The sequence below is a fragment of the Paenibacillus oryzisoli genome (genome assembly GCF_001653565.1).
GTDB lineage: Bacteria > Bacillota > Bacilli > Paenibacillales > NBRC-103111 > Paenibacillus_E > Paenibacillus_E oryzisoli.
On sequence record NZ_LYPB01000088.1, the window covers coordinates 123,649 to 144,203 of the forward strand.

Sequence of the window (20,555 nt, forward strand, 5' to 3'; positions counted from 1 at the left end):
TAAGTAATCTAAACGACGGTGGTGAAGCCTTGGAACAGCCGTACACATTCTATGAACAACAAATGCAGAGGAAGCTGACCCGGTGGGGAATTCGTATGCAAATGAAGCCGAACCTGATCGAACGCGCCTCTAAATCCGTTCAAAATCGTATCAATCAAGTGATTCCCGAGAAGATCCACACGACGATTACCGCGACGGTGAAAGGGATTGTGCAAACAACGTTGTTCGGAATCAACTATATGCCCGCCGCTGAGCCACTGAAGGGTATGTCCATGGCCGACCGCGATGCGAAAGCCGAGGAACTGCTGTCACTATATAAGAAAATTGCGGCCGCCGAGGGTGCAGGCGCAGGAGCCGGTGGGATTTTACTTGGTCTGGCCGATTTCCCCGTTCTGATCGGGATTAAGCTGAAATTTCTTTTTGAATTAGCGCATATTTACGGATATTCCACTAAGGATTATAGAGAAAGATTATTCATCTTGTACGTGTTCCAGTTGGCTTTCTCCAGCTCGAAGAAGAAGCCTGAACTGCTTCATATGATTAAGACATGGCCAGCTATTTCGCAGACTTTCCCGCCTGCCGCCGACTATATGGAGCAAGTCAACTGGTTGCAGTTGCAGCAGGAGTATCGGGACACGATTGATTTTCGTAAAATGCTTCAGCTCATCCCCGGCATTGGGGCAGTCGTTGGCGCGTGGGCTAACTTTGGCTTGCTGGAAGAGCTCGGCGTGGTTGGCATGAATTGCTATCGGATGCGCAATTTGCAAGATAAAGCAGCGAAACTGGATGCAAACTCCTAGGCGTAGCAGCTAACAGCCGACGAGTTGCCTGGTGTTCTAGAGTAATTGGTCATTTGCAACAGCGTAGACACCCAATAGTCCGAAATAACCCAACTAATTTTACGGCCCACGCCTTCTATTCTGGATTAGTCCGAATTTGCCCAACTAAAATGCCCCAAACACCATCCGAACAAGTAAATTGGTTAAATAGTTCGGCATATTCGGACTATTTGGACTTTTCAGAGTGAAGTCCTTGTTTTAGTTCGGGAGAATCTGACTAATTCAAATTTCGGGCAAAAAAGGGGGAGGCCGCCGCCGCTCCCGAATTCGCCCCTTGAAAGGGAACATCAAAAAACCTGAACGACAGTCGGACATATGTCCAACTATCGTTCAGGTTTTTCTTGTTGTCCGTTAATCATGATTCCTCTGAGGGTAAGTCCTTGGGAACCAGTTTGAAAATATCGCCCGACTCGAACGAATCAATAAGCCGATCAAGCCATTTGTAATAATGAATGGCGGCATCTATTTTATCCAAATCCCCTTTGAGAACAGCTTGTAAGGAGACATTATCAGGGAATTGTTCGTTCAGCTTTCGGAATTCATTTTTGGATTTGGTAAGCGCAAGCAGGTTAACTTCAAGGGCCTTGCGCCACTTGAGGCCAAAGAAGTCAGCGAAGGTTTGAAACCAGTCGGATTCAACCTCATAGAGATCCTTACGGGAACCTTTTTCCCATACTTTATTCACCATTTTAAGATCAACCAGCGTCCGCACGCCTGTGCTCATGCTGGTTTTACTCATTTCCATAGCTTTTCCCATTTCGTCTAATGTCATCGGCTTTTCTTGAAATAAAAGTAAACCGTACAGATGACCGGTAGATTGACTAACGCTATATAAATCCATGTTATTGCCAATAGATTCAATAATTCGTTTCCGCGCCTTTTGTATGACGAGATCTTGTTCTGAGCTGATGCCGTCTATATGATTCATTATCTCTCACCCTACCTTTAGGTTTACATCGTTATTGTAAGAAACTATTTTGAAAAAGTAAAGAAAAATGGCTGCTAGAAAGAGTATACTAAATGGCGATTAAGTTTGTACAGTTTATTCTGTTCGAACTGTTTGAACAGAATTTAAGGTTGACATAACTGATAATTATTCGTTAGAGTATATGAAGTGGATGACATGCAAACCAAAGAAAGGAGTGAGCATATGACGGTTATTCAAGTTAATCAGGTGACGAAAATATTTGGTCCCGATCCCGCATCTGTTCTTCCGTTGCTTTCGCAGAAACATTCGAAAGAAAGAATTTATAAGGATACTAAGCATACGGTAGGCGTCAATAAGGCTAGCTTCTCTGTTGAAGCCGGTGAAATATTTGTCATTATGGGTCTCTCAGGCAGTGGTAAATCAACATTGGTTCGACTTCTGAATCGGTTGATTGAGCCCACGAGCGGAAGTATCACGATTCACGGTAAAGACATCGTTCGCATGAATGATGAGGAGCTTAGGAATGTCAGACGGGAACAAATCTCCATGGTATTTCAGAAGTTTGCCTTATTTCCTCACCGAACAGTCGTTGAGAATGTGGAATATGGCTTAGAAGTTCAAGGATGGGATAAGTCACGAAGACGTGCGAAAGCGCTAGAGTCCTTGAATTTGGTAGGCTTAGAGGCTTGGGCAGACAGTAAACCTTCGCAATTAAGCGGTGGCATGCAGCAGCGTGTGGGGCTTGCGCGGGCATTGGCCAATGATCCGGATATCCTACTGATGGACGAGGCTTTCAGCGCATTAGACCCTTTGATTCGGAAGGATATGCAAGATGAGCTCGTAGAGCTGCAAGATAAAATGAAGAAGACCATCATTTTCATTACACATGATCTGGATGAGGCTCTTCGTATCGGAGATCGCATTGCGCTCATGAAAGACGGCGTTATTGTTCAAATCGGGAAGCCGGAAGAAATAATGATGAATCCAGCCAATAAGTACGTCGAAAGGTTTGTGGAAGATGTCGATCTGTCCAAGGTACTGACCGCATCAACGGTTATGCGCCGACCAGAGACCATAGGCCTTGATCGAGGGCCGCGTGTGGCGCTGCAGCTCATGAGGCAAAGCGGGATATCTAATTTATTTATTGTAGATAAAGGCAAGAAGTTAATTGGTGTGATAACGGCGGAGGATGCTTCGGGTGCCGTTCGCTATGAGAAGAGTCTTGAGGATATTGTGATTCGAGATATGCCAACTGTCGGCCCAGACCAACTGCTGCATGAATTATTTGAAGTGTGCAGCCATGCCAAGTACCCTGTGGCCGTTGTGGATAGCGATGGGAGAATTCAGGGTGTCATTGTTCGCGGAGATGTTCTTGGGGCTCTTGCAGGCAACGTTGTGGCAAGAGAGGATGTGAGTAACGAATGACGAAAGTTCCATTAGATACTGGGGTGGAGAAGGTTGTTGATGGGTTAGGTGCTAACCTATCGTGGCTATTCGATTTCTTGTCGCTCCTTATAGAGGGAGTGGTGAATGCATTTTCTGCCGTTTTTCATTTCCCGCCAACGCTTTTACTTATCGCCTTGATTACGATTCTTGCTTATTATCTTGGCAAATGGACGTTTGCGCTATTTGCTGCTGCAGGGTTGTTATTAGTTGATAATCTTGGCTTATGGGAACATACGATGGATACACTGGCACTGGTTATGACCTCAGCGGTCATTTCCATTCTCATTGGTATTCCTTTAGGTGTTTGGTGTGCCCAAAGCGACCGAGCACGAAGGATCATCACGCCAGCGCTTGATTTCATGCAAACGATGCCGGCTTTCGTTTATCTCATCCCTGCCGTTACCTTTTTTGGACTAGGTGTGGTACCTGGGGTTATTGCATCCGTTATTTTTGCTGTGCCACCGACGATTCGGTTGACGAATTTAGGTATCAGGCAGGTTGCAGAAGATTTAGTTGAAGCCGCAGATGCTTTCGGTTCAACCCCTATGCAGAAATTGGTGAAACTGCAATTTCCGTTAGCAATGCCGTCTATTATGGCGGGAATTAATCAAACGATCATGCTTGCGCTCTCGATGGTTGTTATTGCTTCTATGATTGGGGCTCAGGGGGTAGGGGCTGATGTGTATAGGGCTGTTACTCAAATCAAAATTGGTCAAGGCTTTGAAGCTGGATTGGCCATCGTTGTATTAGCTATTTTACTTGATCGAATGACACAACTATGGATGAAGAAGAAAAGGAGTGTGTAGAGATATGATGAAAGCAGCTAAGATGTTACTATTCGCTAGCTTGACCGGTTTACTTGTCGTGACAGGATGCTCGAAAGATAATGCTTCAGAATCTAGTGTAGGCAGTAGTGTGAAACACCAAATTATCGGTATCGATCCTGGTGCAGGCATAATGAAGCAGGCGGATCAAGCGTTGAAAGATTATGAGCTTACCGACTGGAAAGTAGTTGAAGGCTCGAGCGCGGCCATGGCGGCAGCGTTAGATAAAGCGTACAAAGCGAAGGAACCGATTATCGTGACGGGGTGGACACCTCATTGGATGTTCGCTAAATATGATTTGAAATATCTGAATGATCCGAAGGGAACATTTGGTAAGGATGAAGAAATTCATACGATTGCTCGCAAAGGTTTAAAAGAAGCAGCAGCGTCAGCATATGCCATGCTCGATCGATTCGAGTGGACGCCGGAGGATATGGCCGTGGTCATGTCAGCTGTGGTTGACGGTAAGAAGCCCGAAGATGCAGCTGCTGATTGGGTTAAGGGCAACGCAACTAAAGTGAATACTTGGGTGAAAGATCTTACGCCAGAACAAGGTAAGAAACTGAAGTTAGCTTATGTAGCTTGGGATTCGGAGATTGCCAGTACGAATGTTGTAAAAACTGTATTGGAAGGGAAGCTCGGGTATAAAGTAGAGATGCTGCAAGTCGAAGCTGGTCCCATGTGGGCTGGACTTGCTGACGGAAGCGCTGATGCGATTGTAGCTGCATGGCTCCCGACGACACATAAGGATTATTTCGAGAAGTATGCGACCAAGTTAGAAGATCTAGGTGCCAATCTAAAAGGGACCAAATTGGGTCTAGTTGTACCTGCCTATATGACTATCAGTTCTATTGAAGATTTGAAGGCGAAATAGCCCAAATAGTAGAGAGAAGTCTATCGATTATTCAGTCGATAGGCTTTTTTAATAGATAGGCGGGAGACACCCCTAGATAATTAGGTTTTTCGGAAGTGATATTTGCAGAATTCACGCATACACTAGTAGAGAGTCGGTTACCGGCTCACCTTGTGAGAAGTTGTGATTATTTTCACAAGTAAATATGTGATAAATTTCACAACCGGAGGAGTGTTGAGGCAATGAGTAAACCGAGAATTGTGATCCTAGGCGCAGGCTATGGCGGACTTGTTACTGCGATCAGGCTGCAGAAGAAGATGAGAAGAAATGAGATGGACGTTACACTGGTTAACAAGCATGATTATCACTTTATTACAACACATTTGCATATGCCGGCAGCCGGTACGGATCATCATGATAACGCACGCGTGACCATTTCGGATTTGATCGATGAGCGGAAGATTCGTTTCGTGAAGTCGACGGTTAGACAGATTGTACCCGAGGAAAAGAAGATCATCTTGGATGAATCTACGCTAGACTACGATTATTTAGTTATTGGACTCGGGAGTGAGACGGAAACCTTCGGAATTCCGGGTATGCATGAATATGCCATGTCGATTAAAAGCATTAACAGTGTCCGCTTCATTCGGCAGCACATTGAATATATGTTCGCGAAGTCCAAAATGGCGCCGAAGCGCAAAGATTACCTAACCTTCGTCGTTGGCGGCGCGGGGTTCACGGGTACAGAGTTCGTCGGAGAGCTGGCGGATCGTATCCCCGTTCTGTGCAAAACCTATGATGTCGATCCTGCGGATGTCAGCATCTACAATGTGGAAGCCTCCGCATCGGCGCTGCCTCCAGGTTTACCCGAAGATCTAATCCTATACGGTATGGAAGTGATGCGCCGCAAAGGCGTGCAGTATAAGCTATCGACGGCGATCAAGGAATGCACATCAGAAGGTGTTATTCTGAGCAACGGAGAGTTCATTCGTGCAGGCACCGTTGTTTGGTCGGGAGGGATACGCGGCAATTCGTTACTGCAAGAGGCGGGCTTCGAGGTGCAACGGGGAAGAGTTAAGGTGGACAGTTGCTTGCGCTCCTATTCTTTCCCAGAGATCTTCATCACAGGTGATTGCTCGATTGTCACTAGCCCAGAAGGCGCGCCATATCCCGCGAATGCGCAAATTGCTGTTCAACAGGGTTTCAATGCAGCAAGAAACCTAATTCAGACCATACGGAGTAAAGAATTAAAGCCATTCATCTATGATTTCAAAGGCACGGTAGCAACACTGGGCCGCGGTGAAGCCGTTGGTTTACTCAAAGTGAAGAAAGTGAAAGGTCGCTTGGCTTTATTTATTAAAAAGATGATCGATGCCCGTTACCTATTTCTCATCGGTGGCCTTCCGCTCATTTGGAAGAAAATGGTTTGGAAGCAGAAATCCACGACCCGTAATTATCATGTGCCTAATTAACGCGCGTATAACGTAAAATCCCCTTCAAGTAGATACTTGGAGGGGATTTTCAGTCTTGGTACCACTAACTATAGCTATTGGAGCGATATTGACTCGGAGACACGCCTTCACGTTTGCGAAAAGCGCGGGAGAAATTATTTTCATCCACGAACCCAACCTGCTCAACAATGTCCTTAATAGAAAGATGGGTGGTTTCAAGCAACTCTTTGGCTTTCTCAATGCGGATTTTCGAGACATATTGCATGAAAGGAAGGCCATTTTTATTTTTGAAATAGCGTGTGACATAGGAAGGTGTAAGGGACAGCTCTTCAGCAACGGTAGAGAGACTGAGGTTATAGTCCATATAATTCTGGGAAACGTACTCTAACATAGATGCATATAAACGATTGTTATTGGCATCTTCGCCTAAGCTGTCTTGTATGCTGCGCGCCGCATCAAGCAGATTGGCACAAGCTTCTGCAACGGTTTTGGATTGGAATTCGGCTAGGGATTCCAGTTTATACTTAATTGCTTCGCGATGGGAGAGCGGAATATTATTAACGAGTTGGTTTAAAGTGAAGATGATTTGCTGAAACGTAAGACGGAAGGTGGGGACATCCTCCAGCCGCGTAAAACTTTCCTCCATCTCATGAATCAGCAGTTGCAGATGCTCGGAGCTCTTGGAGCGGACCGCCGCATGGAGAGCTTCGGCAAATTCGGAAATTTGCTGCTTATCCATCGTCGTACCCTCGAACTTCTGCTGAGACCATTCAGATGGCGTGATAATGGACTGCTTCCCGGCGAAAATCCGATACTCCGCAAGCGATGTGGCGGAACTGAACGATTGATGCAAGTCATTCGTTGGATGAGGCTCGCCTACCATACAAGACAACGAAAGGGCGAAATGCCTCTGCATGAACGCGATGATCTGCTCGGAAAAGGCGCGACTGCGCGCTTCCCACTCCTCTGCGAATTCGTTATTCCACGAAACAATGCCGACAATTCCATTGTCGATGGCCAAATCAAGGGCGTAATTCACCCCATGCCCACCTGATAAATTTTCCAACACATTGCAAATGGTATATTTCATCAACCACTGCTCACTAAGCGGTTCTTTGCTTACCTTGGCATTGTAATCGTCGAAAATGATGACAAGCACGCTGCTTGTATGCCGATCAGCAAATAGTTTATCAAGAGCGCTGCGGTTATCCTGCGTCGTATTGTCTACGTTCAGCTTCCCCATTAATACCGCTAACAACAATTGATTCCTCGTGAGAACCTCCTGATTATGCATCATATGAGACAAATGGTTGCTCTCATCTCTCATCTGTTCAATGTAGTGGGTGAGTTGGTCTAGTTCATCGTTATTGCTCCTTGCCTGCTTGTCCGACGGCAAGGTTGGAAACCGATTGGATAGCTCTTGGATCGGTTGATAACTTTTGCGGGCAGATCTGAAGCACAACACAATTCCTAGTGCAAGCGATATCAGAAAGATGGTTAGTGAAATCGTTAACGCTACATCATACTCATGGAAATAGTCACTCCGGCGAATGGCGTTCACGACATGAATGTTCTGTTTGGACGATGTCTCTTGCATGAAGAGATAGCCAGGGATTCGCGCTTTCGAATTGTGCGCCGCTGCTGTAAGTTCACCCCACGCGAGATCGGAAGAACCTTTTATATAGAGAAAAGGCATCTTGGATTGGTCAAAAGCGATGAGGGAGCTGCCGCTGTCAATGGTCTGCTGGAAATTACTTACCAGTGCCGGATAGTTTAATTTGTAGATCATAATGCCACTGGAGAAAGGTGTACTGTCAAGCGGGACTAAGAGCAGCAGCACTTGTTCCTTGCCTTCAGGATGATCGTCGTTAGCTAGTGAAGACAGAAGTAGGGGGGAACGTAGCTGCTCCAATTTGCTCTGGATAATTACTGGAGAGATTCGGCTATCGGTGATGAGACGGCTGTAGCTCTCAGGTGAATAAATGCCCGTATCCGTAAAGATCGTGTTTGTAAGCGAGCTATAGGCTGTGTTTCGATAGAACAGGCCAATGGAATCGAGATCGGCAGACAGCGCCTTTAACTTCTCGAGTTCATCGGCGATGAGATACGGATATTGTAAGGACTCCTGTAATTGATAAGGAAGCAATTTGGTGTCCCGAGATAAGGTTAATGTCAATTTCTGCAGGTCCAAAATGCGCGTATCGAGCAGACTTGTCGTATTGGCCATCGATCGCTGGGTGTTATCCATCAACCGATGATACGTATTGGACAGTGAAATGATATTGGTTACTAGGAACAATAGACCGGTTACGGCCAGAATCAGAAGGTGCCCTAGTAGAAATTTTCGATAGAGCTTGGACTGAATCGCTTTCCGCAACATAAACACATCCCCTGGTCGAATAGGTCTTGATTTCTTACGAGTATATAAATTTTGCGCTATGAGATCAATTCATATAGGCCCAAAAGCTGAAAATTGACTAGGTATTGAAAAAAATGCAGGGTGCATTTGCGGGTTATACCCTCTTTTTGCTGTGAAAAGCCGATTATCAGCGATTGTCGGGGGTTCCATATTTACGTATACTCGGAGCCATAGGATACCGATTCAGGCGCCGAATCGTTTTCTGGGTATCCACGTTTCTAGCGTTCGACGAAGGAGGCAGCGATATGACTGCGAAGACCAAGGCGGCACATGCCCCCCTACCGAGGTCTACCCCCAAAAGGTTTGGGCTGCAAAACAATTGGGATTATCTAATCTTTGTTATCCCTGTTGTTCTCTATTTTCTTATTTTCTGCTACGGACCTATGTATGGTGTGCAGCTCGCATTCAAACGCTTCAACCCCATTCTTGGGATCATGGATAGTCCTTGGATCGGCTTTGATAACTTTGAGAGGCTTTTTAATTCATTTCAATTTTATCGTATTGTGAAAAACACATTAGTTATTAATCTGTTTAAAACATTGATTAGTTTCCCGATTCCGATCATGCTTGCCCTCATGTTTAATGAGATGAGAAAAGAGCGATTGAAGAAGACGCTGCAGACGATCACGTATGCTCCCTACTTTATTTCAACCGTCGTCTTCGTCGGTATTATTAATTTATTTCTCGGTGGGGAGAATGGGTACTTGAATCATTTGCTGGGGATGATTGGGATCGATGCGATTCCTTTTCTAACCAGCCCAGACTACTTCCCTGGTGTGTATATCGGTTCTGACATCTGGCGGAACAGCGGATGGAATTCCATTATTTTTATCGCGGCGTTAGCGGCTGTAGATCCACAACTGCATGAGTCTGCCCAAATCGATGGGGCTAGTCGGTGGAAGCGGATGATTCACGTGAATCTGCCGTGTATTATGCCGGTTATCGTCATTCAATTTATTCTGCTTATGGGTAAAATGATGACACTCAGCTACGAGCGTATTCTTCTTATGCAGAATAGTCTGAACATGGAAACCTCAGAGGTTATTTCCACTTATGCTTACAAGACGGGTTTGATCAATATGGATTATGGATTCTCAACCGCTGTGGGTCTCTTTAACAATGTCATCAACATCGTATTGCTGCTTGCAGCCAACAAGATTGCCAAACGATATAGCAGCAGCAGTCTGTTCTAAAAGGAGAGGTGAACATGGAGGCCGTTTCTCACAAAATTCGGGAATCCAACGGTGATCGGATTTTTCTAGCTATAACTTATGTTCTTATCGGAATTCTTGTGTTAATTGTGCTTTACCCGCTGATCTATGTCGTAAGTGCCTCATTCAGTGATCCCAAACTGGTCATTGCCGGCAAAATCGGGTTGATCCCCAGCGGATTTAACGTGGAAGCCTATCGCCGGGTATTTACGAATACCGAAATATGGATAGGTTATCGCAACACGCTGCTCTATACCATCGTAGGAACGATAGTCAATATATCGCTAACCATGATGGGCGCCTATCCGCTGTCACGCCGTAATTTCCGTTGGCGTCGCGGGCTTATGATATTCTTTACCATTACGATGTTTTTCAGCAGCGGGATGATTCCGATGTACTTGCTCGTTAAGAATCTGGGACTTTACAATTCGATGTGGGCCTTAATATTGCCAACGGCGATCAGTGTCTACAATATGATTGTGGCTCGCACGTTCTTGGAAACCAACATTGATGAGCAACTCTATGAATCGGCCTATATGGATGGCAGCGGCAACATTCGATCGTTTTTCTCTATTGTGCTGCCCTTGAGTGCGCCGATCATGGCTGTTCTTGTTTTATTTTATGCCGTGTATCATTGGAACTCTTATTTCGAGGCTATGATTTATTTGAAGGAACGTTCCCTGTATCCGCTACAGCTTTTCCTGCGGGAAATTCTAGTGATGAATCAATCGGATAACGTCATGATGGATTCGATTGAGATGGATACGAGCAAGTTTCTCGTTGCAGAAGGTGTCAAATATGCCGTTATTATCGTATCCAGTGGACCGATTCTTATGCTGTACCCCTTCCTACAGAAGTATTTCGTTAAAGGGATGATGATTGGTGCGCTTAAAGGTTAATGTGACTAATAATTGAGGGGATGACTAACTACTATGAAAAGAAAATTCGTCTTGCTAACAGCTGCCATGCTAATCACGTCAATTCCAATACTAAGCGCTTGCAGCGATAAAGATAAAGGGACAGTACCTGTTGCAACTGGTGCAACGAATAAAGAGTCGAATATCAATAAAACAGGTATGCCAATTGCAAAGGAGCCCGTTCAATTGAAAGGACTGGTCTCCAAATATGAGTTGGTCAAGGATTGGAACGAGCATAAAGGGTTGAAAAGTTATGAAGCGAAATCGAATGTGGTCATTAAATGGGATACAGTCCCGCAGAACGCCTTTGATGAGCGTCGAAATCTGATGTTTGCCTCCAATGATCTGCCGGACTTCGTCATGCGGGCGAATTTGTCGCCGCAATTGATTACTTCGTACGCCGCTGCGGGTCAGATTATCCCGTTAGATCCACTAATTGAAGCAGGCTATGCGCCGAATTTGGCAGCACTTATGAAAGAAAATGACGGGATTCGCAAATCGATTACGTCAGCTGACGGCCATATTTATTCCCTTCCGAATATTAGTGAAGCAGATGGACGAATTTCTTCCTCCTGGATCAATAAGAAGTGGCTGGACAAGCTGGGGCTTCAAATGCCGACAACAATGGACGAGTTTTATAAGGTGCTGAAAGCTTTCAAGGAACAGGACCCTAATGGTAATGGCAAAGCGGATGAGGTTCCGATTTCGGGTTACAAAGAGGGCAACAAGAACTACGGTGATCAATTTATTAAATCGTTTTATGGCAGTTGGGGATTCGGAGGGAACTCCGGGATCATCGCACCCTTTATGGATGTAGACAACGCGGGCAAAGTTCGGTATATCGCAACGGACAACACCTTCAAAGAGATGATTACCTTCTTTAATAAGCTTTGGATGGAAGGTTTGATTGATAAAGAAATTTTATCACAGGATATGAAACAGGAGATCGCCAAAGTTGATGATGAGCGTGTCGGCTATGTAGCGAAAGGAAACAACAACTTATGGATGGGCAAAAATCGGAATAACTACGTCCAGAACCCTGTCTTGAAAGGCATCGACGGCAAAGTGTATTGGACGGGCATCTCCCCGAAAGTACGGGATTTAGGCTCATTCGTGATTACGAGCAAGAACCCGAACCCTGCTGCAACACTTCGTTGGGGCGATTATTTCCTGAGTGAGGAAGGTACGGCGCTGGCACGACTTGGTATCCAAGATGTAACGTATACGATCGGCAGCGATGGCTTTTATAAATTGAAGGATGAGTTTGCCAAAAATCCGAACGGACTCACGGTAGATGAGGCGCTATCGGAATATACGATTTTCCAAGGCGGGGGCATTCCGCAGCGTGTAACGCAAAAGGTTGACCAAAGCGCGGCAGTCCTTCCAGAGATGATTGCGAATAAAGATGTCATTCGACCTCATTTAGTACCTGATGAGAAATTGATGATTCCTACATTTACGGAAAAAGAGAATATTGAATTGAGCACGTACGCAACGGATATCGAGGCTTATGCTGATGAGAATATTGTTAAATTCATTACAGGTGCTAAACCGCTCAGCGAGTGGGATAAATATGTAAGTACGCTGAATAAAATGCAGTTAGATAAATATCTCGCCATCTATCAAGCAGCTTATGACCGCTGGAATCAGAAGTAATCAGCTACGGGAAGGAGGAGCCCATGATGAGATTTTACGGCACGAGTGCAGCCGAAGGCATACCGAATCCATTCTGCTCCTGTTCCGTGTGCAACAACGCACGGGAAGTAGGAGGCGCTGAGATTCGCCGCCGTTCGATGTTCCGAATCAATGAGGAGATGTGTATTGATTTAGGAGCAGATTCATTCCAACAGGCGATGGAATATGGGGATTTTACCAAACTGCAGCATGTCTTGGTAAGTCATACCCATGAAGACCATTTCAACTATATGATGATGAATGTTAGGAACATGGCGATTGAACGGTTGAAGGAGCCGCTGCATTTTTATTTGACAGACAAGGCTTACGACATCGTCGATTTCTATCGGCAAAGCCGGCCGATCATGAAAGGGATGACTGCCGATTTGGAGGCTCGCGGCATCGTGGCCTTTCATAAGCTGGCATTTAACGAAACCGTTACGATTGACGGTATGGACGTAACGCCATTGCGTGGGAATCACAAGGGAAATATGGGAGAGAATTGTGCGAACTATCTCATTCAGCAACTGGATGGCACTAAGTTATTTTACGGCGTGGATACAGGCTGGTACTTGCCAGATGCGTTCAAGGAGCTGGAGAATACTTCCCTTGACGTGTTGATTAGTGAATGCACCTTTGGGCTGACCACCGGCCGCGGTCTTCATCCAAATGGCCATTTGGACGCTTTTAGCTGCATGGAGCTGTTCCGCAAACTGTTAGAGCAAGGAACCTTGCATGCTAACTCTCGCATTTATCTTACGCATATTAACCACTTCACCTCGACCCATGGGGATTTAGTAGGCTGGTTTCAGGAACAACAATTCCCATGTCCGATTACGGTGGCATGGGATGGAATGAAAATATAAACACAAAGAGGCTGTCCCCGAAAAAGTCATACTCAGATGACGGAGGGACAGCCTCTTCTTATGGATCGAAGGAGCAACGCCTTCGGGATAACGTTCTAGAATAACGTTATATAGCCCAATTAGAGCACGAGGTGCGCAATAACGTTACGGGATAGCGCTATTAGCTCCAAAGTCGAAGTTTCCTGTGTATTTAGACACTTTAACGTTATGCCATCACTTTATTCGAAGTAAGAATAAGCCCAAGCCTTAATTAAGATGATATGATCACCTTAATTTGGACTTGGGCTTTATCTGACGGTACTTATTCGGTTGCAGTCTTAGGCATAGCCGAGCTTTCTACCTTCTCCGCCGCGGAGTGATCCGAGAGCTGCTTTTTTGCATAATTCCTGTATAGGATGGAACTGGCAATGGTTAGGAACGCAATGACCGCCATCCCCCAGATGAGGTTATCGAAAGCTCGTGTGAGCGGCAATGATTTCTGCCAAACGAGTGCACTCCCCGAGAGCGCCACGGCGAACGCGCCGCTGAAAAACTGCAGCAATTGGAATAAACCCATGCCAGAGCCGATGCGATCTGTAGGCAATTGCCGGGAGAGCTCATTGGACACAGCGCTGGAAAGTGTTGTGAAACTAATGCTGACCAAGATGTAAAGCGCAGCAATCCAGTAAGAGGAATAACTGGCTGTCAGGGCTAACAGCACGGTAGAGAGCAGCATCAACCAGGGGACATAACGAAGTAGTGCCTTGTTCCCGTAAAGGTCGATGATGCGTCCGACACGATTCGACACCAGCATCGCCAAGAGTGCGCCTGGGAAGAGCAGCAGTCCCGAAGTAAGCGGAGCTAAGCCGAATACCCGTGCAAGCATCTGCGGCGCAAGGAATAGGAAGCCGAAGCTGATCATGTAGGAAAATACGCCGATTGCGCTAAGCGACATATAAGTCCGATCGCCGAATAGAGCTGGCAGCACGAACGGTTGTGAGGCTCGGCGAATGCGCAGCGTGAATAAGCCAATCGCAAGTATGCCTGCTATGAGGGCAACGATGCTCTTGGAAGTTAGGAAGAGCAGCAGCCCCGTCGTCCCAATCCCCAGGAGCAGGGCGCCGATGAAATCGAACGAGCCGCTTTCTGGTTTTTCCTTTGGCAGCAGAACAAGAAAGATAGGAATAAGCAGCAGGGTGACCCCAGTAATGACGAACAGGAAATGCCAGCCCAAATACTGAACGATGGAACCTCCAGCAACAGGACCGAGTCCTAAGCCGAGTGAAGCCGCGGATAGGATGAGCGACATCGCTCTGCCCCTGCGGGACAACGGAATGTAGCGGGTGACAAGAACGATACCAAGCGAAGGAATCGCCCCAGCGCCGGATGCTTGAATAAGCCTTGTCAGCAGCAACAGTCCGAAGCTGTCCGTGAACAGCCCTAGAATAGAGGCGCCGCCTAGTGAAAGCAGGGCAATAACGTAGAGCCTGCGAATAGGCACGAAGTCGGATAAGCGGCTGTAGGTAATCGATGCTATGGCGAAAATGATAGAATATCCCGTAACAATCCACGATGCCGTTGAAGGGCTAAGTTCGAATTGTGCGGAAATCTTGGGCAGTGCCAGATTGAACATCATCGTGTTCATGATGACTAACACAATGGTGAAACAGAGTAACCAAGACACTGGCGTTTCACGTAAGCGACCCGGCGTCTCAGTTGGTGTTGGCACTGTTTCCTGATGTGAAGTAGTTCTGTGATTTGACATGGTACACCATCCGATCTTAAACTATAATATTATTTGTGACAGTTTAGCATGGCAGGTAGCATGTGTCAATGAATTGACCGTAGTAACAATATGTTGGAATGAATATTTATACATGTAAATTTAATATTATGCATTATTGTGAATAGAGGCAACAGTGCAGTGACCGCGGCTCTCATCGACGGATGGGCGAATATAATGATCATTTAAAGGAAGCTTTTGATAAACAACTGGATTTCATACAGTTAAATTCAGCCATTTCCTCTAAACGATCCTCACCTTACTAAGCAAATACATTAACGAGGTAGCTCTCTAAAGAAAAAATCCCCTTGACCCAGTGAATTGTTCACATGGGTTGTTAAGTTTATAGATTGCAACCTTGCCCTTTATTCAAAATACCCCGATTACCTAAGAGAATGGAAGATAATCAACGATTGGGGGGATTGTAAGCGAATTATTGATGGAAACGTGAGGCGGAAGACGGCTTTTTACGTTTTTTCCATCCTTTACTATGTGTGTAGAAGAGAGTAGTATTCAACACGTACTAGAACAGTTGAATATTTCGCTTAATTTTCTTGTGAAGAAAAGCGGGGGAACCAAAAGTAACATGGGGTGAGTAACGGTACTGATACCTGGTACCTTTTAGGGCAGATTTCTCGCGGCCCGAACCCGACAGCTAACCTCGTAAGCGATCGTGAGAAAGGAGAACATGTGTTCAAAACACAAGGTCTATCCTTGTGTTTTTTTGCGTCCATTTTTCAGAAATATAGCATTTTTATATAGATGTCACACATTAATTTGGCTATATATCTCGCAAAACGCTCCCTTCTTAGGAAGAAGGTGTGGCCGTTTATTGTGTGTGATGAGTAAGATTCGATTTAACTGGAGGAGCAATTGCGAAATGACGAGTGATTCATTGAAAAAAATTATGTTTGGTAAGCCACTAAAGTCGAGTGAGATTGAGTCGGAGAAAATGCCTGTCTGGAAAGCTCTCCCTATCTTGTCGTCCGATGCCTTATCATCCGTATCGTATGGGACAGAGCAGATTCTGTTAGAGCTTGCGACCGTAGGGGTTGCTGCTTTTGCCTTCTCGTTGCCGATTGCGGTATCGATCATTGCTTTGATTCTATTGCTCGTGCTCAGCTACAGGCAAGTGATCGAAGCGTACCCGATGGGTGGCGGCGCCTATATGGTTACCAAAGAGAATTTAGGTATGGTGTGGGGACGTCTCACAGGTGTGTCTCTGCTAATCGATTATACCTTAACCGTGGCGGTTTCGATTTCGGCTGGTGTTCAAGCGATTACGTCCGCTTTTCCATCAGCCGTACCCTATATCGTTCCGCTTACCATCTTGCTGGTGTGGATCATGGTCTGGCTGAATTTGCGAGGAACTTCCGAATCAGGAACGGTATTCGCAATTCCAACGTACTTTTTCATTCTGTGTATCCTATTGTTAGTAGGTAAGGGTGTTTTCGATCTGCTAACAGGATCCATGAATACACATGCGATCGAATTCGCTCCAAGCGCAGCGACGAACTCATTAACGCTATTCGTCCTTCTCAAGGCGTTCTCATCCGGTTGTTCAGCTGTAACGGGGATCGAAGCGATCTCCGATGCCGTACCACATTTTCGGACGCCATCTGTCAAAAATGCCAAACGCACACTACTCTCCCTAGGCGGCCTATTGGCCATCGTCTTCGGTGGTGTAACGCTGATTGCCTTAGGGTATGGCGTGGCACCGGATCATAACGGTCATACGTCTGTTCTATCGATGGTGACGGAGCAAGCCTTCGGCCGAGGTGCCATGTACTATGCGACGCAAATCGCGACGATGCTTATCTTGGTACTCGCTGCGAATACAAGCTTCAATGGATTCCCCATCTTGGCGTCAATTATGGCCCAGGACAAAAACTTCCCGCGCATGTTTTCCTTTCGCGGGGATCGACTTTCGTACCACTATGGCATTATTACGCTAGGCGTATTAGCCAGCTTGCTGTTGATCGGTTTTAAAGGTAAAACCGATGCACTTATTCCGCTTTATGCGATTGGCGTATTTCTATCTTTTACACTTGCTCAGACAGGTCTGGTTCGTAAATGGCTCAGAGAACGCGTATCGGGTTGGATCGGGAAGCTGATCATTAACGGCCTGGGCGGTATCGTCTCCCTAGCGGTTCTAATCATTTTCTCCGTTACCAAATTTAGCGAGGGCGCTTGGATTGTCATTATCATTACACCGATACTCCTCTGGCTCATTACCAAAATCAGTCATCATTACGATGACGTAGCCAAACAGCTGCGGATTGATATTACGCAAGACCGTGTATGTACCAAAGAACCTGTCATTATCGTTCCAGTGGCTGGGATTCACAAAGCTGTAGAGCATTCCCTGAACTATGCCAAATCGCTTTCACCTAACGTTATTGCGTTCTATGTATCTTTCTCGGATGAGGACGAAGAATCGATGCAGGAGAAGTGGCAGATCTGGGATCCCGGTGTTCGACTTGTTGTGTTCAAATCACGTTACAGGACGATTCTGAAGCCGTTGGCTGAATTCATTGATCGCATCGACACGCATGTGTCGGAGAAACAGTCGATCATGGTGATTCTCCCGCAATTCATGCCGAAGAAGTGGTGGCACCGACTGCTCCATAATCAATCTGCGGCACGCATTCGTTCCAAGCTGCAAGCCGATAAGGATATCGTTGTAGCAACAGTACCGTATCATTTACATCAATAGAGGTGTACAATAATAGGGAGAACTTGTAGACGAGGTGACCTTATTATGGTGAAAAAGAAAGCTAAAGTGACGCCAGCTGCGGCTAGCGTGCAAGATAAACCAGCAACGCTGAAGGATCTGCTGCGTCCAGAAATACTGGAAGGACTCAAAGCCCAGGCTGACGCCATGAAAGCGGAAGAACAAGCGAAGAAGGAAGCAGAGCGAGCGAAGGTAGAGGCGGCTCGCAAGGCGGAAGAGAAGCGTCTTGAGAACGATTTTGCCTATCAGCTGGAGAAAAGTAAATTAGACTGGCGGAAACATAAATGAGGGGGCGCACGATGTGCCTCCTTTTCTTTATAAGTATAATGAGTGCGCTTACAGGTTGTGAGGAACCGGCTACCGTAGCAACGCCAGCACCAATTGCTGCAACAACACCGGATGGTGACACCGACACCAATGGTTACGGCACTACCAACGACATCAACAAGTGCAGTGTCTACAGCTTCACCAGTTTCTGTAGAACCGGTACCACCGTTTGCGTCCTTGGAAAAGAAGTTGATCGACCGCTATGCTGCCAGTATACCAACGAAATGGGGCGAACATGTCCCCGGTGTGCAAACCCAGTTGGCAACGAAAGAACGAGTCATCGCTTTGACCTTCGATGCATGCGGGGGGACTGTGGGCAGCGGTTACGATGAGAAGCTGATCGACTATTTAATCAAGGAAAACATCCCCGCGACATTGTTTATGAATGCAAAGTGGATTGGGGCTAATCCTGACATCTTCGCCACTCTAGCTGCGAATCCTTTATTCGAGATTGAAAACCACGGAACAGAGCACCGCCCATTGTCTGTGACGGGCAAGCCCGCTTACGGTATTGCTGGAACGAAGAATGTCGCTGACGTCATTCATGAAGTGAAAGACAACGCGGATGGGATCGAGAAGTTGACGGGTAGACGTCCTTTGTTTTTCCGCTCAGGCACGGCCTTCTATGATGAAGTTGCCACGTCTGTGGTTCATGATCTAGGCTTCGAAATCGCGGGATACAACGTCCTTGGGGATGCTGGCGCAACGTACAACACAGAGCAGGTGTATAAAGCGCTAATTAAGGCGCAAAGCGGCTCCATCGTGCTCGCGCATATGAACCATCCGGAGAAAGATACCGCGGAAGGCGTTATCAAAGCGATACCCGAGCTGCGCAGGGAAGGCTTTCGATTTGTGCAGCTGGCCGCAGTTGCTCATCCTTGAGACAAACTGCAAGTTAACTCATAGAAGGGAACCACGTTTCGTAACGGTGGGCTGGAATAGAAGCTAGCCGATCTGCGGGATGATAGGTTCTTAGTCCTAGTTAAATAGGAGGAGAACGTGTAATAAAAAGTTTACGAGAAAGCGTTTTCATGAGATACTATCTTCGTAATTTATTACATTCTCATCTATGGAGTTGTTGCCAGCATGAACATACAGAAATTAGGAAATCCAACGAGTGTTGGATTTGCCGCTCTGTCCGTTTCTATCGTTCTATTATGTCTCTATGTTTTATTGCCTGCAACATCGCCGAAGGTCTTAGAGCAGACCCTAGTGCCGGATAAGGTTATAAGCGAAGAACGACTTGTACCTTCTTATGACCCGCTAACTGTGCAACCAGCAGTTCCACTAGTCCAACCAGCACAATCAGCCCAACAAGCCCTACAGCAACTAGAAATGGAAACGCAACAACAACCCCAGCAGTATCAAGCGCATGCGCTCGCTTTTAATCAAGAGGATTATAGTAAACAAAAGGTTTATTATACAGACAAAGTCATTGTACTGACCTATCATCACATTGATGAAAAAGAAAATGGCATTACCATTTCTCCCAAAAGATTTAAAAGTCACATGCAAAGACTGAAAAAAGAAGGTTACAATGTCATCTCCATGGAGCATTTTCTTCATTTCATAAAGAGTGGGGCTCAGGTTCCTCAAAATGCCGTTTTAATTACGTTTGATGACGGTTATGAATCATTTTATACCCAGGCGTACCCGGAATTACTTCGTTTAGGCTTTCATGCTACCAAATTTATCGTTGTGGATTCCATCGATCATCCGAAGTCGCCGCGTCTTACATGGGATCAGATGAGAGAAATGAAAGAGAACGGAATGAGTTTCTATTCGCACACGTACGACCATCATGATAAGGTTAAGGCGGGAACGGGATCTTCCAATACATTAATGCCCATGCTTACCAACCCTATATATGTAGAAGCGGAACAGAGATTAGAAACCGATGTGGAGTATCGTACGAGAATTAAGCAGGATCTGTTAAAGGCGGAGAAACGGATTGGGGAAGAGCTTGGACCTCAATATCGCTTGCTTGCTTTTCCGTTCGGGGCCTATAATAACGCCGTGCTTGAGGTAGGGAAGGCAATGGGGATTGAACTTTTCTTTACGACCCAAGAGGGGATCAATCATAAGGGAAGTACTGAGATTTATAGAGTTCATGCAGGTGCCGCGTATGTATCTGAAGATGATTTGATGTGGAAGATGAAATTATATCATAAAAAATAATGTGAAATGAAAGCCAGGAGCCGCTATTGAAGCGGCTTCTTTTCATGCGTGGCGTGCCCAGAGGCACGCATTATCTAGTTGGTGAAAGTCCAACCAAGGGAGGGGCCAGGCCACCTTTGTAGCTAG

General features: G+C 46.0%; 16 protein-coding genes and 1 riboswitch. Of the genes, 13 read left to right on the plus strand and 3 right to left on the minus strand.

The annotated features are described in order from the left end of the window. Positions 1–29: 29 nt before the first annotated feature. The gene (locus A8708_RS28325; protein WP_082927863.1) at positions 30–800 is read left to right on the plus strand and encodes an EcsC family protein; all 771 of its coding nucleotides are present in this window, start codon (positions 30–32) and stop codon (positions 798–800) included. Positions 801–1,194: 394 nt separating this feature from the next. On the opposite strand, the gene A8708_RS28330 is transcribed toward A8708_RS28325, so the two are convergent. Beyond that, positions 1,195–1,767: a GbsR/MarR family transcriptional regulator gene (locus tag A8708_RS28330; RefSeq protein WP_068669300.1), complete on the minus strand. Its 573-nt coding sequence runs from the start codon at positions 1,765–1,767 to the stop codon at positions 1,195–1,197. A gap of 222 nt (positions 1,768–1,989) precedes the next feature. Here A8708_RS28330 and A8708_RS28335 point away from each other — a divergent pair, with 222 nt between their 5' ends. From A8708_RS28335 to A8708_RS28350, 4 genes are all read left to right on the plus strand, one after another. Continuing rightward, positions 1,990–3,192, plus strand: a complete 1,203-nt coding sequence (locus tag A8708_RS28335) for a quaternary amine ABC transporter ATP-binding protein (protein WP_068669302.1) — start codon at positions 1,990–1,992, stop codon at positions 3,190–3,192. Next, on the plus strand, positions 3,189–4,019 hold the full coding sequence (locus A8708_RS28340; RefSeq protein ID WP_068669304.1) for an ABC transporter permease: 831 nt from the start codon (positions 3,189–3,191) through the stop codon (positions 4,017–4,019). The genes A8708_RS28335 and A8708_RS28340 overlap by 4 nt, the downstream gene beginning before the upstream one ends. 4 nt (positions 4,020–4,023) lie before the next feature. Next, complete coding sequence (locus A8708_RS28345) at positions 4,024–4,911, plus strand: glycine betaine ABC transporter substrate-binding protein (protein ID WP_068669306.1); 888 nt, start codon at positions 4,024–4,026, stop codon at positions 4,909–4,911. 221 nt (positions 4,912–5,132) lie between these two features. Then, a complete protein-coding gene (locus A8708_RS28350; RefSeq protein WP_068669308.1) occupies positions 5,133–6,362 on the plus strand; it encodes an NAD(P)/FAD-dependent oxidoreductase in 1,230 nt (409 codons plus the stop codon). Positions 6,363–6,426: 64 nt separating this feature from the next. Here A8708_RS28350 and A8708_RS28355 read toward each other — a convergent pair whose 3' ends face one another. Next, a complete protein-coding gene (locus A8708_RS28355; protein WP_068669310.1) occupies positions 6,427–8,721 on the minus strand; it encodes a helix-turn-helix domain-containing protein in 2,295 nt (764 codons plus the stop codon). Between the two features lie 284 nt (positions 8,722–9,005). Between A8708_RS28355 and A8708_RS28360 the strand changes: the two genes are divergently transcribed. From A8708_RS28360 to A8708_RS28375, 4 genes are read left to right on the plus strand one after another with little or no spacing between them, the layout of a single operon-like run. Beyond that, positions 9,006–9,953 (plus strand): ABC transporter permease, encoded by a 948-nt coding sequence (locus A8708_RS28360; RefSeq protein ID WP_068669312.1) that lies wholly within the window; start codon positions 9,006–9,008, stop codon positions 9,951–9,953. Between the two features lie 14 nt (positions 9,954–9,967). Then, a complete protein-coding gene (locus A8708_RS28365; RefSeq protein ID WP_068669314.1) occupies positions 9,968–10,870 on the plus strand; it encodes a carbohydrate ABC transporter permease in 903 nt (300 codons plus the stop codon). Positions 10,871–10,903: 33 nt separating this feature from the next. Beyond that, positions 10,904–12,544 (plus strand): type 2 periplasmic-binding domain-containing protein, encoded by a 1,641-nt coding sequence (locus A8708_RS28370; RefSeq protein ID WP_068669316.1) that lies wholly within the window; start codon positions 10,904–10,906, stop codon positions 12,542–12,544. Between the two features lie 26 nt (positions 12,545–12,570). Further along, positions 12,571–13,428 (plus strand): MBL fold metallo-hydrolase, encoded by an 858-nt coding sequence (locus A8708_RS28375; protein ID WP_068669318.1) that lies wholly within the window; start codon positions 12,571–12,573, stop codon positions 13,426–13,428. 301 nt (positions 13,429–13,729) lie between these two features. On the opposite strand, the gene A8708_RS28380 is transcribed toward A8708_RS28375, so the two are convergent. Beyond that, on the minus strand, positions 13,730–15,172 hold the full coding sequence (locus A8708_RS28380) for an MFS transporter (RefSeq protein ID WP_082927865.1): 1,443 nt from the start codon (positions 15,170–15,172) through the stop codon (positions 13,730–13,732). A gap of 550 nt (positions 15,173–15,722) precedes the next feature. After that, positions 15,723–15,875: riboswitch (cyclic di-AMP (ydaO/yuaA leader) on the plus strand. Between the two features lie 156 nt (positions 15,876–16,031). Between A8708_RS28380 and A8708_RS28385 the strand changes: the two genes are divergently transcribed. The 4 genes from A8708_RS28385 (at position 16,032) to A8708_RS28400 (ending at position 20,429) form a co-directional block, all read left to right on the plus strand. Further along, positions 16,032–17,906, plus strand: a complete 1,875-nt coding sequence (locus A8708_RS28385; protein WP_239696876.1) for an APC family permease — start codon at positions 16,032–16,034, stop codon at positions 17,904–17,906. A gap of 45 nt (positions 17,907–17,951) precedes the next feature. Continuing rightward, on the plus strand, positions 17,952–18,212 hold the full coding sequence (locus A8708_RS28390; protein WP_068669321.1) for a YqkE family protein: 261 nt from the start codon (positions 17,952–17,954) through the stop codon (positions 18,210–18,212). A gap of 93 nt (positions 18,213–18,305) precedes the next feature. Next, positions 18,306–19,133: a polysaccharide deacetylase family protein gene (locus A8708_RS28395; protein ID WP_082927866.1), complete on the plus strand. Its 828-nt coding sequence runs from the start codon at positions 18,306–18,308 to the stop codon at positions 19,131–19,133. A gap of 204 nt (positions 19,134–19,337) precedes the next feature. Beyond that, positions 19,338–20,429 (plus strand): polysaccharide deacetylase family protein, encoded by a 1,092-nt coding sequence (locus tag A8708_RS28400; RefSeq protein WP_068669325.1) that lies wholly within the window; start codon positions 19,338–19,340, stop codon positions 20,427–20,429. Positions 20,430–20,555 lie beyond the last annotated feature (126 nt).

What these genes read in the sequence shown, in the direction of transcription:
- A8708_RS28335 (WP_068669302.1), top strand. Translation starts at nt 1,990, where the DNA reads ATGACGGTTATTCAAGTTAATCAGGTGACGAAAATATTTGGTCCCGAT.
- A8708_RS28380 (WP_082927865.1), bottom strand. Translation starts at nt 15,172, where the DNA reads ATGTCAAATCACAGAACTACTTCACATCAGGAAACAGTGCCAACACCA.
- A8708_RS28350 (WP_068669308.1), top strand. Translation starts at nt 5,133, where the DNA reads ATGAGTAAACCGAGAATTGTGATCCTAGGCGCAGGCTATGGCGGACTT.
- A8708_RS28400 (WP_068669325.1), top strand. Translation starts at nt 19,338, where the DNA reads ATGAACATACAGAAATTAGGAAATCCAACGAGTGTTGGATTTGCCGCT.
- A8708_RS28340 (WP_068669304.1), top strand. Translation starts at nt 3,189, where the DNA reads ATGACGAAAGTTCCATTAGATACTGGGGTGGAGAAGGTTGTTGATGGG.
- A8708_RS28355 (WP_068669310.1), bottom strand. Translation starts at nt 8,721, where the DNA reads ATGTTGCGGAAAGCGATTCAGTCCAAGCTCTATCGAAAATTTCTACTA.
- A8708_RS28385 (WP_239696876.1), top strand. Translation starts at nt 16,032, where the DNA reads ATGAGTAAGATTCGATTTAACTGGAGGAGCAATTGCGAAATGACGAGT.
- A8708_RS28390 (WP_068669321.1), top strand. Translation starts at nt 17,952, where the DNA reads ATGGTGAAAAAGAAAGCTAAAGTGACGCCAGCTGCGGCTAGCGTGCAA.
- A8708_RS28330 (WP_068669300.1), bottom strand. Translation starts at nt 1,767, where the DNA reads ATGAATCATATAGACGGCATCAGCTCAGAACAAGATCTCGTCATACAA.
- A8708_RS28370 (WP_068669316.1), top strand. Translation starts at nt 10,904, where the DNA reads ATGAAAAGAAAATTCGTCTTGCTAACAGCTGCCATGCTAATCACGTCA.
- A8708_RS28345 (WP_068669306.1), top strand. Translation starts at nt 4,024, where the DNA reads ATGATGAAAGCAGCTAAGATGTTACTATTCGCTAGCTTGACCGGTTTA.
- A8708_RS28375 (WP_068669318.1), top strand. Translation starts at nt 12,571, where the DNA reads ATGAGATTTTACGGCACGAGTGCAGCCGAAGGCATACCGAATCCATTC.
- A8708_RS28365 (WP_068669314.1), top strand. Translation starts at nt 9,968, where the DNA reads ATGGAGGCCGTTTCTCACAAAATTCGGGAATCCAACGGTGATCGGATT.
- A8708_RS28360 (WP_068669312.1), top strand. Translation starts at nt 9,006, where the DNA reads ATGACTGCGAAGACCAAGGCGGCACATGCCCCCCTACCGAGGTCTACC.